The 14,254-nt window shown below is 68.4% G+C and carries 9 protein-coding genes and 1 tRNA gene; all 10 read right to left on the reverse strand.

Going from position 1 to position 14,254, the window contains the following annotated elements; all coding sequences use genetic code 11:
* Nucleotides 1-34: 34 nt before the first annotated feature.
* Nucleotides 35-745, reverse strand: coding sequence for a hypothetical protein (locus LR948_RS00005; RefSeq protein ID WP_232751861.1), 711 nt, complete (start codon nt 743-745; stop codon nt 35-37).
* Nucleotides 746-1,128: 383 nt separating this feature from the next.
* A tRNA-Ser gene (locus LR948_RS00010) sits at nt 1,129-1,218 on the reverse strand.
* Nucleotides 1,219-1,351: 133 nt separating this feature from the next.
* Nucleotides 1,352-3,907 carry a DUF3772 domain-containing protein gene (locus LR948_RS00015; RefSeq protein WP_232751862.1) on the reverse strand — a complete coding sequence of 852 codons (2,556 nt, stop codon included), beginning with the start codon at nt 3,905-3,907 and terminating at the stop codon, nt 1,352-1,354.
* Nucleotides 3,904-4,932, reverse strand: coding sequence for a cysteine synthase A (locus LR948_RS00020; RefSeq protein WP_232751863.1), 1,029 nt, complete (start codon nt 4,930-4,932; stop codon nt 3,904-3,906). Before LR948_RS00020 ends, LR948_RS00015 begins: the two co-directional genes overlap by 4 nt.
* A gap of 62 nt (nt 4,933-4,994) precedes the next feature.
* Complete coding sequence (locus tag LR948_RS00025) at nt 4,995-6,107, reverse strand: gamma-glutamylcyclotransferase (RefSeq protein WP_232751864.1); 1,113 nt, start codon at nt 6,105-6,107, stop codon at nt 4,995-4,997.
* Between the two features lies 1 nt (nt 6,108).
* Entirely contained in the window at nt 6,109-6,549 is a 441-nt protein-coding gene (locus LR948_RS00030) for a TrgA family protein (protein ID WP_232751865.1), read from the reverse strand.
* A gap of 5 nt (nt 6,550-6,554) precedes the next feature.
* Nucleotides 6,555-7,763: a cyclopropane-fatty-acyl-phospholipid synthase family protein gene (locus tag LR948_RS00035; RefSeq protein WP_232751866.1), complete on the reverse strand. Its 1,209-nt coding sequence runs from the start codon at nt 7,761-7,763 to the stop codon at nt 6,555-6,557.
* Between the two features lie 238 nt (nt 7,764-8,001).
* Complete coding sequence (locus LR948_RS00040) at nt 8,002-9,423, reverse strand: deoxyribodipyrimidine photo-lyase (RefSeq protein WP_232751867.1); 1,422 nt, start codon at nt 9,421-9,423, stop codon at nt 8,002-8,004.
* A 998-nt stretch (nt 9,424-10,421) separates the two neighbouring features.
* A complete protein-coding gene (locus tag LR948_RS00045; RefSeq protein WP_232751868.1) occupies nt 10,422-12,065 on the reverse strand; it encodes a BCCT family transporter in 1,644 nt (547 codons plus the stop codon).
* Nucleotides 12,066-12,307: 242 nt separating this feature from the next.
* On the reverse strand, nt 12,308-13,951 hold the full coding sequence (locus LR948_RS00050) for a BCCT family transporter (RefSeq protein ID WP_232751869.1): 1,644 nt from the start codon (nt 13,949-13,951) through the stop codon (nt 12,308-12,310).
* Between the last annotated feature and the right edge of the window lie 303 nt (nt 13,952-14,254).

Here is a 14,254-nt window from a genome sequence, read left to right on the forward strand (position 1 = left end):
TAATCCGCGCCGCCTCACGGGCGGCGCGGACACCTCACTCGCCCGAGATCAGCCTGTCGGGCACTTCGAAGCGCTGATCGTCGACCCGGATGAGGTGCAGGCCGTCCTCGAGCCGCCAATCGGTGTCTGTGCCAACCCCCGACATCGTGGCATTGCCCCGCAGGAACTGGCCATGCGCGAAGGTCAATGTGCGCCGAAAGCCGTTCTGAAAGGTCGCGACCAGCGTTGCATCGCCGCCGCTGCCGCGCGCGGACCGGATCGTGCAGCGGCCCATCGGCTCGCCGGGGTTCTGCGCGCAGGCGACCTCGGCACGGAGATCGAAGTCGCCGCGCTTGGCTCGGGCGGCGCTCTCGTCGAGCCCGCGCGCGACCACGCCATCGGGGCCTCCGGCCGGTGCCAGCCGCGCGACTGGCAGATGGCCGCGCGGGCCGCCTGAGAGCGGCGCGACCCTGCACCAGACCTCACGAGCCAAGGCCTCACAGCCAAGATTGGACAGGATCGTTCCAGGGGCGAGCCTGGTAGCAGGGGCGGCCTCCTCATTGGGCGCGCTGCGCAGGGGAACGGGCGCCTCGCCCAACAGCCGCCAGCGCCGGATGCCGCCCGCTTCGGCCGCGGCGGGAACCGTTGCCTGCGCTGCCGAGGTGCCCCGCTCCTGCGCCATACCGGGACCTGCAAGCGCCACGAGCGTCAGTGCGAGGATCACGGGAAGCCGGAAACGGCACTGTGTGGCGGTCAATGGGGTCACGGATTGCGGCTCCGGTCAGGGCTTGGCACCAGTATCAAAAACTTCCCGCAGAAGTCTGCCTTGGCGCAAGCCCGCAGAGGCTCAGCGGCGCAAGATGATCAGCGCCGGGGCCTATCAGGTGATAAGGTCGAGGAACCGGCGGTGCATGTCTCAGACCTCGGCGATGCGGCCTGGTGTCCACACTTCGCGCTCGGGACGTTCGTTGTGCCCGGCGATGCTTAACTGGAGATTTCAGTCCGGCTGGAAAATGCGCGCGAGTCTGCCAGAGAACGCCGGTCCGCTTGAACGCGGTCGCGAGGGCCGCGACGACAGTCGAGACCGTGCGCTGCAAGCTGAGCGCCCGACAGGCGTGCGGATGTCCGAAATTCATCGCGGGGGGTAAATGGCGGAGAGGAAGGGATTCGAACCCTCGAGACGGTTTCCCGCCTACACACTTTCCAGGCGTGCGCCTTCGACCACTCGGCCACCTCTCCGCGGCGGTGTCTAGCGGAAGTCCGGGGCCGGGTGCAAGGGGCCTCGGGGCAGTTATTTTTCCTTATTTTTGACCCCGGCACACGACGCTCGGACCAGGGCGCGCCGCGGGCGCAGGACGCGCCCGCATGTGCCCTACTCGCCGCCGTCGGGGTCGCCGCCGCCGGTGGAGCTGCGCACGGATTTCGACAGCGGGCCCTTGTCTTCCATGCTCTGCGGGGTCTGGCCCTCGGCGGCGAAGGCGCGGTGGTCGGGCACGCCCTGCCCGGTCAGCGCCTCGGCGTTGCGCAGCCAGAGGTCGCGCTGCGGGAAGGGGATCTGGATGTCCTCTTCGGAGAAGCGCTCCGCGATCTGGTGATTCATCTCGGTCTGGACCTCGAAGATCTCCAGGATGTCGGTCAGGATCACCCGGATCTCGAACTCGATGCCGCTTTCGGCGAAGCCCTTGAACCAGACGTAGGGCGCGGGGTTCATCAGCACCAGCGGATGCGCCCGGGCGATGGACAGAAGGATGCGCTGCACCTTGCGGGTGTCCGAGCCATAGGCCACCCGGATCGGCACGATCAGCCGGCCGAGCGTGTTGCCGCGGGTGTAGTTGGTCACCGTGCCCGAGACGAGGTCCGAGTTCGGCACGATCACGTCGAAACGGTCGAAGGTCTCGATCCGGGTGGAGCGCACCGAGATGTCCTTCACGAAGCCCATGTTGTCGCCCACGGCGATCCAGTCGCCCTGGCTGATCGGCCGTTCGATCAGAAGGATGATGCCCGAGACGAAGTTCGACACGATGTTCTGCAGGCCGAAACCGATGCCGACGGACAGCGCACCGGCGACCAGCGCGATCGAGGACAGGTCGATGCCGGCGGCGGTGAAGGCCACGATGGCGGCGGTGAAGATGCCGATGTAGCCGATGCCCGCGACGATGGCGTTGCGCCCGCCGATGTCGATCCGGGTCTTCGGCAGCACGCTCGAGCGCAGCCCGCCCTGAAGGCCCCGGGTGATCGCAAAGCCGATCAGGAAGACGGCGATGAAATAGAGGAAGTCCGCCGGAGAGATGCGGCTTTCGCCGAGCTGGAAGCCGGTGGTGAAGGCGGTCCAGAGCTCGGTCAGATCCGAGACCCGCGCGCCCCAGATCAAGGCCAGGACGGGGAAGGCGCAGAGCATCAGAAGGAAGCCCGCGAAGACCGGCACCAGGCTGTTCGATTCCCGCGCCGTGCGGCCGGTCACCAGGTGGTAGACATCCGCGATGACCCGCAGAAGCACGAGGAGCGTGCCCGCCAGGACCAGCGTGGCGATCATCGGGAAGGTCAGCGCCAGCGCCACCTGCAGGTAGCCCGCGGCGGCGAAGATCGGCGCGGCGAAGGCGGTGACGATCAGGATCCGCCCCAGGAGCCGCGCGACGCGGAACCAGAAGAGCACCGGGTCGGGGTCGTCCTCCTCGCCCTGGGCCTCGGCCTCGGGCGCGGCGCCGCGGAAGATCATGCCGAGCCGGAACAGGAGCAGCGAGGCGACCGCGATGATCGGGAAAGACAGGACCGCCACCACGTCCGAGGAATAATCGTCGGCCTCGGTGAAGACGTTCAGGATCGCGCCCAGGACGACCAGCACCGAGAGGCCCGAGAAATAGACCCGCGCCTCGGTCCGCCGCGCGTTCTCGAGCGGCAGCGTCGCCTCGTCGTCATCCGAGGAAAAGCTCTGCTGGGCGAGCCAGCGCACGTAGACCAGGATGCCGACCCAGACCGGCAGGCTTTCGAGGATCAGCTCGCCCCGGGCGCCGATCAGCCCGGTCAGCCGCAGCCCGTAGGAGATCAGGATGATGCCGATCAGCGGCAGCACGATCATCCCGAGCGAGGCGGCGAAGCGCCAGACGCCCGAGGCCCGGCGCGAGATCGTGTTGCGCAGCCAGCGCACGCCGCGTTCGGCCCAGTGCCGCCCGCGCGCCAGGAGCAGCAGCCCCAGGAGGATCAGCACCACCGCGATCGGCAGGCTCTCGCGATCGGTGGAGAGCGCGCCATCGGCGAACTCGCCCTCGGTCTCGACCACGAAGGCGCGGAAGGAGCGCAGGAGCTCCTCGACCGCGGTCGGCCAGAGCGCGGGGTTGAGTGGCGTCGGCCCCTGCGAGAACAGCCGCTCGGCGGCGCGGGCGCGGATCCGGCCGTCGATCTCGCGGATCAGACCGTCTGCGCGGGTATAGGCCTCCTCGGCGGTCAGGACCGGGGCGCGGGCCTCCTCGAGCTGGCGGCTGAGCGCGGCGCGGCGCTCGGCGATGTCGGCGGCCTCTTCCTGGCCTTCCTCGGGCGCGGGGCCCAATGCGTCGAGCTGCGCCTGCAGGGTCTGCACCCGGGCGTTCTGCTCGTTCTGCAGGATGCTGAAGCGCTCGCGGTAGGCCACGAGGTCGCCGCGGATGCGTTCGAGAAGGCTGGTCGAGGCCTGGCCGTCGGCCAGCGTCTTCTCGATCCGCTCGGCGCTTTCGTTCCAGGCGTCGAAATCCACCGTCTCGGCGCGCGGGGCGGGATCGGGGCTGCTGTCCTCGACCGCGCCGCCGCGGCCGGTGGCGGCCTGGCCGATCTCCTCGGCGGACTCGGCCGCGGTCTCGGCGGCGCTGCCGTCTTCCTGCGCAGCAAGACCGCCCGGCGCCAGCGCCAGGAGCGCCGCCAGCCCGGCGGCGCGAAGCCAGCGGGCGGCGGCGGTCATACGTCCTCGAAGACGCCCGGGATAGAGGCCGGCGCGCGGTCCATCCACGGCGGCTTGGGCAGGCCCTTGCTGTCGAGGAACTCGGGGTTGAAGAGCTTCGACTGGTAGCGGTTGCCGAAGTCGCAGAGGATCGTGACGATGGTGTGGCCGGGGCCCATCTCCTTGGCCATGCGGATCGCGCCCGCGACGTTCACGCCGGTCGAGCCGCCCATGACGAGGCCCTCTTCGCTCAGCAGGTCGTAGACGATGGGCAGCGCCTCGGCGTCGGCGACGCGGCAGGTGAAATCGGGGGTGAAGCCCTCGAGGTTGGCGGTGATCCGCCCCTGCCCGATGCCCTCGGTGATCGAGTCGCCGGGGTTCTCCTCGCCGGTGTAGAGCTTTAGGAGGCCCGCGCCCTCGGGATCGGCGAGGCCGACCTTCACGCCCTTGGGCTGCAGCGCCATTCCGACGCCCGCGACCGTGCCGCCCGAACCCGCCGCGCAGATGAAGCCGTCGACCTTGCCGCCGGTCTGTTCCCAGATCTCGGGGCCCGTGGTCTCGACGTGGGCCTGGCGGTTGGCGACATTGTCGAACTGGTTGGCCCAGATCGCGCCATGCGGCTCGGTCTTGGCCAGCTCCTCGGCCAGGCGGCCCGAGTAGCGCACGTAGTTGTTGGGGTTCTTGTAGGGGGCCGCGGGCACCTCGACCAGCTCGGCGCCGGCGAGCCGCAGCATGTCCTTCTTTTCCTGGCTCTGGGTCTCGGGGATCACGATCACCGTCTTGAAGCCCAGCGAGGCGCCGACCAGCGCCAGCCCGATGCCGGTGTTGCCGGCGGTGCCCTCGACGATGGTGCCGCCGGGCTCCAGGAGCCCGCGCTGGACCGCGTCGCGGATGATGTAGAGCGCCGCGCGGTCCTTCACCGACTGGCCGGGGTTCATGAACTCGGCCTTGCCGAGGATCTCGCAGCCGGTCTCCTCGCTGGCCCGTTTCAGGCGGATCAGGGGGGTGTTGCCGACGGCTTCGGCCAGGTCCTTTGCGATGCGCATGGCGGCGTCCTTTTGATTTCCCGCTCGGGTGTCCTTGGGTGTAGGACGCGGACCCCGGGAACTCAAGCGCCCGCGCGGAGGCCCGCGCGTTCGCGCGCCAGCCACAGGAGCATCATCGCCAGCGGTCCGGCGTTGATCTCGCCGCTCTCGACATGGCCCAGGGCCTCCTCGAAGGGCAGGACATGGCTGCGGATGTCCTCGTTCTCCTGGTCGAGCCCGGCGTGCACGACGCCCCGCCCGTCGAGGTCGGCGAGTCCCAGGAAGCAGTGGAAGAACTCCGAGGAATAGCCCGGCGAGGCATAGACCTTGAGCATCGGGCGGATGTCGGAGAGCTCCAGATGCGCCTCCTCCAGCGCCTCGCGGCGGGCGGTCTCGATCGGCGGCTCGCCCGCGTCGACCAGCCCCGCGACGGGTTCCAGCACCCAGGGGCGCGGGTCGTCGCGCATGAGCGGGCCGTAGCGGAACTGCTCGATCAGCAGCACCTGGTCGGTGACCGGATCATACGGCAGGACCAGGGCCGCGTCGAAGGCGCAGAAGGCCTCGCGGGTGACGGTCCGGGACTGTCCGCCCTGGTATTGCGGGAAGCGCACGTCGAAGCGGCGGAGGCGGAAGAAGCCGTCGTGCCCGCCCTCGCGAAACTTCACCTCGGGCGCGCCACGCTCGCCCATGTCGGTGCGCAGCGCCGCGGGCGCGGGGTCGCGGCCCATCTCGCGGGCCCAGCCGCGCGCGGCAAAGACCGGCCAGAGCGCATGGGCGGCGCTGGCGTCCTCGTGGCCGAAGCGGGCCATGATCTCCTCCGCCGCCGAGGTCGCGATGGCGCCCCAGCGCGCCGACCAGTCGGCGATCTCGAAGGGCGCGCCGGTCTCGGGGATCTCGGCGGGGACATAGACCCGGGCCAGGCAGCGGCCCGCCTCGGTCTCGACCTCGAGGTCCTGCGGCAGGTAGCCGAAGCCTTCCTCGTAGTAGTCGACCCGCCGGGCGGCCTCGGCGTCGAGCGTCACCAGCTGGCCCTCGGCGGCGCCGGGGCTCTCGATCAGCACCGGGTAGGCCGCGCCCGCGACCCAATGCGCCGCCCGGCCCGGCAGACGCGCGGGCGTGACAGCGACCTCGCGGCCGGCGACCGCGGTCAGAAGCGGCGCGTGCCGCAGGGTTCCGAACAGAAAATAATGTGTCACGTCAGCGCCAGTAATGGCTCGCCACTTCGGCTGCAACGCCCGCGATCACCGCGCCCAGGGCCATGAGGCCCAGGGTCTGCGGCACCAGCAGGTAGCTGCCGTATTCCAGGAAGAAGGCGATGCCGCCGTCGATCGCCTCGAAGACCGAGGAGTATTTCTTCTTCAGGCTTTCCTCGACCATGGCGTCGGTGGCCTGCACCCCGAGGCAGAGGATCGTCGCGACCGCGGTGCCGGTGATGCCATTGGTGATCGCCGCCGCACTGCCCCGGCCGATCCCGCGCCCGATCACCCGCCAGCCGACGATGAAGGCCAGGACCGCGTTGACCTCGGCCACGAGCCCCACGACCACCGAGTCCGGCAGATCGGCCACCACCAGCTGGGTGACCGCATAGGCCAGGAGGGCGAGCAGAAGGCCCGCCACGAGTTTCGGTGCCGTGGGCATGGGGCTTAACCCGGACGTGACAACGTGATCTGCGTGACGTCGCAATTGCCCGAGGAGAAGGTCGCCGCGCAGGACGTCAGGTAGAAGTTCCACATCCGGCGGAAGCGGTCGTCAAACCCTAACTGGGCGACCTGGTCCCATTTGTCGTTGAACGTGTCGTGCCAGCGACGCAGCGTCTGGCTGTAGCTTTCGCCGAACTCGATGCTCTTCATCACCTCGAGGCCGGCGCGGGTGATCTCGTCGCGCAGCACCACCGGCGAGGGCAGCATGCCGCCGGGGAAGATGTATTTCTGGATGAAGTCGGGCCCGCGCTTGTAGACCTTCCAGCGGCGGTGCTGGACGGTGATGACCTGCAGCGTGGCCCGGGCGCCGGGTTTCAGGCGTTCTTTCACCGTGTCGAAATAGACCGGCCAGTATCTCTCGCCCACCGCCTCGAACATCTCGATCGAGGCGATGCCGTCGAAGCGGCCCTGTTCGTCGCGGTAGTCCTGCAGCTTGATCTCGACCTGGTCTTCCAGCCCGGCGCGGCGCATGCGCTCGCGGGCGTAGTCGTATTGCGCCTGGCTGATCGTCAGCCCGGTGACCTTGAGCCCGCGTTCGCGCGCGGCATATTCCGCGAAACCGCCCCAGCCGCAGCCGATCTCGAGCACGTGGTCGCCGGGCTTGGCGCCCATCTGGTCGACCATGGAGGCGTATTTCTTCACCTGCGCCGCCTCGAGGCTTTCCTGGCCGGTTTCGAATTTAGCCGAGGAATAGGTCATCGTGTCGTCAAGCCAGAGGCCGTAGAACTCGTTCCCGAGGTCGTAGTGATGGGCGATGTTGCGCCGCGCCTGGGTCTTGGAGTTCGACTTCAGCCAGAAGCGCGCGCGCTCGTAGAGCCGCACCAGCCCCATGCCGGGGAAGCCGTCGTAGATGTCCTCGTTGTCGGCATGGACGAGGTCCATGAAGGCCTGCAGGTCCGGGGTGGACCACCAGCCGTCGAGATAGGCGTCGCAGAAGCCCAGGTCGCCCTCGCGGATGAGCCGCGCGAAGAGGTCGGGGTTGTGGATCTCGAGCTCGGCCACCGGCCCCGGGGCCTTGCCCTCGGCGCGGAAGCGGCGGCCGTCGGGCAGGACGAAGTCGACGCGGCCGTTCTCCAGGCCCCGGACCATGTCGAAGACCTGCGTGAAGTAACGGGGCAGATCCTTCTGCCCGGCGGTATCGGTCAGGATCATCTCCCGCGCATCCCCCTCAAAAATCACCAATCTCTCCGGCGAACCACGACGGGCCCCTGCGCGAAGTTTCCAAAGAAGCTATAGGCGGCGGAGGCGGCGCGGCAAGGCGACCCCCGCGCAAGTGACGCGGCGAGAGCACAGTGGCGCCCTGCCCCGCCGGGCCCGGACCTGCGCCGCGGTGCCGCGGGCGGACGGCCCGGCTTCGCGGGGCGTGCCGCCCGGTCATGCGCCGTCCCACTCAGAAATCGCGGTTCTCATAGGCCTTGAGCGCCCGTTCCCGGCCCTCCTTGGCGCCCACGATCGGCTCGGGATAGGCATCCCCGGGCGCCATCTTCCAGGACCGCGGGATCGCGTCGAAATAGCTCAGCGCCTCGGCGGGCGGGTCCTGCTGGCCCTCGGCGATCCAGCGCCGGAGATAGCGGCGCTGCTTGTCGAAGCGGTCGACCTGGGTCTCGGGGTTGAAGACCCGGAAATAGGGCGTCGCATCCGGGCCCGAGCCCGCCGACCACTGCCAGCCGAGCGCGTTCGAGGCCGGGTCCCAGTCGATCAGGCAGTCCTCGAACCAGGCCTTGCCGATGCGCCAGTGGCTCATCAGGTGCTTGCAGAGATAGGAGGCCACGATCATCCGGCCGCGGTTGTGCATCCGGCCGGTCACATACATCTCGCGCATGGCCGCGTCGACGAAGGCCATGCCGGTGCGGCCGCGCTTCCAGGCGATGACCTCGGAGCGGCGCTCGTCCTCGTTCCAGGGGAAGGCGTCCCATTCCCGGCGCCAGTTGCCGCTGTCGAGCTGCGGGGTGTGCCAGAGCAGGTGATAGGCGAACTCGCGCCAGACCAGCTCCTGCAGGAAGGTGCCGGCGCCCGCCTTGCCGTCCTCCTGCGCGCGGCGCCCGGCGGCCCAGCATTGCGCCGGGGTGATCTCGCCCAGGGCCAGGTTCTCCGAGAGGTTCGAGGTGCCGTCCTCGGCCGGCAGGTCGCGGGTGGTGTCGTAGTCGCCGATGAGGTTGGCGGTGAAGGCGCCGAGGCGGGACTGCGCCGCCCCCTCGCCGAGGCGCACGTAGGGCCGCACCACCGCCGCGCCCCGGTCCATGCCCGCGCCGAGCGCCCAGTCGCGCAAGCTGTCGCTCGCGGGCCAGCTTTCGGGGGCCGGGATGCGGCCCGGCGTGGCGATCGGCTCGGGCACATCGCGGTCGCGGACGGCGCGCCAGAAGGGGGTATAGACCTTGTAGAAGCCGCCGGTCTTGGTCTCGACGCTCCAGGGTTCGAACATCACGTGGCCGGCGAAGCTTTCGGCCGCGACGCCCTGGTCCTTGAGGGCGGATTTGACCTCGCGGTCGCGCTCCACGCTCTCGGCGTCATAGGCGCGCATCCAGTGCACCGCGCCGGCGCCGGTCTCTTCGATCAGGTCCTGCAGGACGCTGAGGGCATGGCCCGCGCGCAGGATCAGCCGGCTGCCCTTCTCGGCGTAGCTTTGCCCGAGGTGCTCGAGCCCCAGCTCCAGTCGCCAGGCCGGCGCGGTGCCGAGACCGCCGACCAGCCGGTCGCGGATGAAAACCGGGATGACCGGCCCGCCGCGGCGGGCGGCGGCCTCCAGCGCGGGATGGTCGGAGAGCCGCAGGTCGCGGCGGTGCCATAGGAGCGTCGGTCTCGTGTCAGCCAAGGGCGCCTCGCGGGGTTGTTCTTGGGGGGCTGGGAGGGTGGGGTTGGCAGGAGAGCTAGCGTGGCGCGGCGGAGGTCAACTGTTGGGGGGGGGTGTTGGTCCGGGGCGTTGGGAGGATGGTGGCTGGCGAGATGTGCTCGGAGGACGGATGGAGGTGGGGACCACCTGAAGCCGGCGGGAGGAGGAAGCCCCGAGACGCCCCCGCCTTCGCAGGGACTCATGCATGCACGGAACGGCTAGGCCCCCTCTTGCGCCCGAATAGCACCGAAGGTGCCGGGCGCGCGCCGGACCGGCCCCTTGGGCCGGCGCTCCTTGGGGTGGCGTGCATAGCTCGTCGCTAGCCCTGAGCTTGCTGGGATTAAGTGCCCCGCTCAGAGCGCAGCAGCGCCGGCCCCCGGTCCGGTGCGCGCCCTCTGTTGGGAGTGTTGAGAGGGGGTTTGGGTCCCGGCCTCTTAGGGAGGATCAGCTCACTCAAAGGACGTCTCCAATCCGAAAGCCGCGCATGTGGCGTGGACGGGCAAGACATCTCGACGCCGCCCCCACAGGAGCTCTGGCCTTCACAGCACGGCCAGGCACCTCCTTGCGCCCGAATAGCATCGAAGATGCCGGGCGCGCGCCGGACCGGCCCTATGGGCCGGCGCTCCTTGGGATGGCGTGCTTAGCTCACAGCCAGCCCTGACCTTGTTGGGATAAAGTGCTGAGCTCGGAGGTCGGTTGCGACGGCCCCCGGTCCAGCGCGCGCCCTCTGTCGGGAGGGATGAGAGGGGGTTGGGGGCGCGAACTCGGGTGAGCGGTCCGGCACGCTTCGGGCGGAGAGCGACGCTTGGCGACGCTACGTGTTCAGATGTGACTAAGGTGCCCTACCACCCAGGACGCCCCACCGTCTCCCGCGACGCCCCAACACTCCCAAACCAAGCCCCTTGCCCCCTCTCAAACAAAAAAAAGACCCGGGCGCTCCACGCGCCCGGGCCCAAAAGCCTCTCAGCTCACCCTGCCGCTCAGCGCGGCTCGGTGCGCAGGCCCTGCAGGGTCGACCAGCAGAGCACCAGCAGGATCAGCGTGAAGAAGATCCCGGTGGTGTTCACCATGGCCTGCAGCGCGGTCAGACCGCCGCCGATCAGGAGCACGATGGCCACCACGCCCTCGGTCGTTGCCCAGAACACCCGCTGCGCGGTGGGCGCCTCGGTCTTGCCGCCGGCGGTGATCGTGTCGATCACCAGCGAGCCCGAATCCGAGGAGGTGATGAAGAACACCAGCACCAGCACGATGCCCAGCGTCGAGGTGATCATCGTGAAGGGCAGATCGCCGAACATCGCGAACATGGCGATGGAGTCGTTATAGCTGCCGATCACGTTCTGGTAGACGCCGCTCTCGGTGCCCATCTCGATGACATGGCTGATCGCCGTGCCGCCGAAGGTGGCCATCCAGAAGACCGACACCAGGGTCGGGATCAGGATCACGCAGGTGATGAACTCGCGCACCGTGCGGCCGCGGCTCACACGGGCGATGAACATGCCCACGAAGGGCGACCAGGAGATCCACCAGGCCCAGTAGAACGAGGTCCAGCCCTGGCGGAAGCTGTCATCCTCGCGGCCCACCGGGTTCGACAGCGGGATCACGTCGCGCACATAGGTCGACAGGCCGGTCCAGAAGTCGCTGAGGATCTGCAGCGTCGGCCCCGCGATGAAGACGAAGAGCAGCAGCAGCCCGGCCAGGAACATGTTGAAGTTCGACAGGACCTTCACGCCGCCGTCGATGCCGCGCACCACCGAGATCAGCGCCACGGCGGTCACGCCGATGATCACGATGACCTGGGTGTTGAGCCCCTCGGGCAGGCCGAAGACGTAATGCAGACCCGAGGAGGCCTGCTGCGCGCCGAGACCCAGCGAGGTGGTCAGGCCGAAGAGCGTCGCGAATACCGCGGTGATGTCGATCACATGGCCGGTCCAGCCCCAGACGCGATCGCCGAGGAGCGGGTAGAAGGCCGAGCGGATCGAGAGCGGCAGCTGCTTGTTGTAGGTAAACAGCGCCAGCGACAGGGCGACCACCGCGTAGACCGACCAGGGGTGCAGACCCCAGTGGAAGATCGTCGCGGCCAGGCCATGGGCGCGCGCTTCGGCGACCAGCGCCTCGTTGACCGTGCCGTCCTCGGAGAGCGGCCCCTCGAGACCAAGCGGGCCCGAGACCTGCATGTGGTAGACCGGCTCGAGCACGCCGAAGAACATCAGGCCAATGCCCATGCCGGCAGCAAAGAGCATGGCGAACCACGACAGGTAGCCGAAGTCCGGCGTCGCCTCGGTGCCGCCCAGGCGCACGGTGCCCCAGGGGCTGACGATCAGCGCCAGGCAGAAGATCACGAAGATGTTCGCCGCCGACAGGAAGAACCAGTCGAAGGTCGTGGTCACGAATGTGAACAGCCAGTTGAACACCGCCGATGCCTGATCCTGGAAGATCAGCGTGACCAGCACGAAGGCCATGGTGGTCAGCGAGGAAATCAGGAAGACGGGGTTGTGAATGTCGAAGACCAGCGGGCCGATCTTCTTTGTGACATTGTCCTGTCCGACCTCATAGGATGTGTCGATCGTGTCGACTTCTCCGTCGGGGCTTGGAATATCCAGCCCTTCCGATGACGTATCCGTCATGGACGATACCCTCCTTGCAGGTATGAGTGGATTTTTGCCTATCGCTTCACCTAGGGCCTCAGCCTCAAGGTCCAGCGAAAACCGCGAATTCGGCCCTTTAACGCGGTTCTGACCGGATGACACCCGGAAAACACGGGAAAATTCCCCGCAAAACGACACCGCCCCGCATCGCTCGGATGCGGGGCGGTGGATGGTTTCCTGTCCGCGCGGGCCCTGTCACGGGCCCCTCGGAGGCGGCTGGCTCAGCCGCGTTTTTCGCTTTTGAGGCCCGCGATGATCGCCCAGCACATCAGAAGAAGCACGATGGTGAAGGGCAGCCCGGTGGAGATCACCATGGCCTGCAGCGCGCTCAACCCGCCGCCCAGAAGCAGCACGATCGCCACCGCGCCTTCGAAGAGGCACCAGAAGACCCGCTGCGGCACCGGCGCGTCGATCTTGCCGCCGGCGGTGATCGTGTCGATCACCAGCGAGCCCGAGTCCGAGGAGGTGACGAAGAAGACGATCACCAAGATCACCGCGATGGTCGAGGTGATCGCCGCCATCGGCAGATCCGCCAGCATCCCGAAGAGCGACAGCTCCGGCGAGTAGCTGTCGATCACATTGGCCTTCACCTGGCTGGTCTCGGGGTTGGCGAGCACCTGTTCGATCGCCGTGCCGCCAAAGACCGCCATCCAGAGCACGCAGACCAGGCTCGGGATCAGGATCACGCAGGTGATGAACTCGCGCACCGTCCGGCCGCGGCTGACGCGGGCGATGAACATGCCGACGAAGGGCGACCAGGAGATCCACCAGGCCCAGTAGAAGGCCGTCCAGCCCTGGCGGTAGCTGTCATCCTCGCGCCCGACCGGGTTCGAGAGCGGCAGGAGATCCCGGCCGTAAGCCACGAGCCCCTGCCCGAAGTCGGTCAGGAGCACCAGCGTCGGCCCGGCCAGCAGCACGAAGAGCAGAAGCAGCGCGGCCACCACCATGTTGACCTCGGAGAGGACCTTCACCCCGCCGTCGAGCCCGCGCAGCACCGACACCAGTGCCACCACGGTGATCGCCACGATCAGCACCACCTGGCTGGTGACGGTATTGGGTACGCCGTAGACGAACTCGAGCCCCGCGACCGCCTGCTGCGCCCCGAAGCCCAGCGAGGTCGCGAGCCCGAAGAGCGTGGCGAAGACCGCCAGCGTGTCGATGATATGGCCGGTCCAGCCCCAGACCCGCTCTCCGAAGATCGGGTAGAAGGCCGAGCGGATGGTGAGCGGCAGCCCCTTGTTGTAGGTGAAAAGCGCCAGCGCCAGGGCGACGATGGCGTAGATCGCCCAGGGGTGCAGGCCCCAGTGGTAGATCGTCGCCGCCAGCCCCATGCGGGCCGCCGCCTCGACGTTCTCGGCGATGATCGAGCCGTCCTCGGCGATGGGCGAGGCCACGCCCAGGGGCTCCGAGATGGCCATGTGGTAGACCGGCTCCAGCACCCCGAAGAACATCAGCCCGATGCCCATGCCGGCGGCGAAGAGCATGGCGAACCAGCCCGCGTAGGTGAAATCCGGCGTCGCCTCGGTGCCGCCCAGCCGGACCGAGCCCCAGGGGCTGACGATCAGGAACAGGCTGAAGAGCACGAAGATATTGGCCGCCGAGAGGAAGAACCAGTCGAAGGTGCTGGTCAGCGCCGGGCGCAGCCAGCCGAAGAACTCGGTCGCCTGGGCCTGGAAGATCAGCGCGTAGAGGACAAACAGCACCACCGCCGCGCCGGAGATCACGAAGACCGGGTTGTGGATGTCGAAGCCGAAGGGCCCGACCTGGCCGTCGATGTTGTCCTGTCCGATGTCGTATTCGGTGTCGATGATGACGGCGTGCCCCTCCGGTTCCGGCACGCCTTCGGCGACGTTCTGATCGGTCATGCTGTCCTCCCCTAGCCCTGTTGCAGGCGAGCGCCCCTCTCGAGGGTCCGCCGCTCTGGCGCGGTGGGCCCCGGAGGCGCCTTCCATGGCCGGGAAGCCTACCGGGTCGAATCGCTCTGTCCAGAAAAATGCTTAATCCCTAGGCATTTTGCTGGTGGGGGGACCGGGGAAATCGAGGCTGAGACGGCGGGTGTGGGGCGGGGGCACGTAGGGGTTGGCGCCCTCCGAAAAGCAGACCGCGCGCGACCACATCGGCCACGCGCGGTCCCGTAAGTCGCGCGGTTAGGCGGCTCTGGACCCGCC

This window comes from Roseivivax sp. GX 12232, assembly GCF_021272185.1.
GTDB lineage: Bacteria > Pseudomonadota > Alphaproteobacteria > Rhodobacterales > Rhodobacteraceae > Roseivivax.